General features: G+C 58.6%; 1 protein-coding gene and 1 pseudogene. Both read left to right on the top strand.

Annotation, left to right across the window (positions count from 1 at the left end):
* Positions 1 to 22: 22 nt before the first annotated feature.
* Entirely contained in the window at positions 23 to 619 is a 597-nt protein-coding gene (locus QR78_RS27935) for an EAL domain-containing protein (protein WP_280137078.1), read from the top strand.
* A gap of 234 nt (positions 620 to 853) precedes the next feature.
* Positions 854 to 1,132 (top strand): annotated as a pseudogene (locus QR78_RS27930) (deubiquitinase); the annotation flags it as partial.

Raw genomic sequence — 1,132 nt, 5'->3', positions numbered from 1 at the left:
CGAATGAGTCAGTGCACTAGCCATCCAAGTTGGACAGTGGGTGCTGCAGACCGCTTGCGCCCAAGCCGCCATCTGGCGGCAGGACGCGCCGGGCTTTCGAATCGGCGTGAACCTTTTTGGGCTGCAGCTGCATAACGGTAATCTTGCTGCGGAGGTACGTGCGGTCCTGGTGCAAACCGGTCTGCCTGCTGCAAATCTCGAGCTTGAGGTCACAGAGAATATAATTATCCAGCAGAACGACATCGCCCTGCGAATGCTTCGGACATTGTATGCCGACGGGGTTAGCATCGCGTTCGATGATTTTGGGACGGGGTTTGCCTCGCTCAGCCTGCTTAAGCGATACCCGCTGTCTCGGCTGAAAATAGACCAATCCTTTGTACGCAATCTGGGCCAGTCGCGGGAAGACGCGGCGATCGTTCGGTCCATAGTTCATATGGCGAAGGCCTTCGGGCTCGGAGTTATCGCAGAAGGGGTAGAAACCGTAGAACAGCAGGAGCGACTGCTCGCCAAGGGCTGCGATGAGCTACAGGGCTACTTGTACGGTCACCCGATGCCCGCCTTGAGCTTTGCGTCTCAGTTTGGGCTGGCGGATAGGCTCGTCCGCGAAATCGCCGCCTGACGCACGCTCTGGATTTTGCATCGTAGATGCCTCGGAATCTTCCGGGAATCGGACGAATGCCCGGGCCCATACACGCAGTGGGCCTAGGCATAGATTTTAATGCAGCGTCATGTGACGCCATCGTGTGAGTGCGGGCTGATCATACCATCTAGAAGGTCGTCATTAGCTGATCTGATCCATCTAGAGCTTTGACAGATTTAACTTTCCGATTCTGGCGGCGAGGGTACGAGTTTTATGTTGAATAATCAGCGCGAGGCACTTCGCTATCAGGCCCTGGCCGAGGCCTCCCTCCTCGACACGCCGCCCGTGCGCGAGTTCGATGTGCTGGCGAAACTCGCGCAGACCTTGCTCGGCACCAGCATGTCCTCGATCACACTAATTACCCCGGAGCGCCAGTGGTTCATGGCACGCTGCGGTCCGCTGGCAGCGGAGACTCCGCGGGAGCAGGCGTTCTGCCCTGTCGTAGTCGAGACCGAAGCGCCGCTCACGGTGGCGGATGCCCGCCTCGACGCG

The sequence above is a fragment of the Methylobacterium indicum genome (genome assembly GCF_001043895.1).
GTDB classification, from domain to species: domain Bacteria; phylum Pseudomonadota; class Alphaproteobacteria; order Rhizobiales; family Beijerinckiaceae; genus Methylobacterium; species Methylobacterium indicum.
Note: the sequence above shows the minus strand (reverse complement) of the source record. Positions and strands in the feature narration are given on the sequence as shown.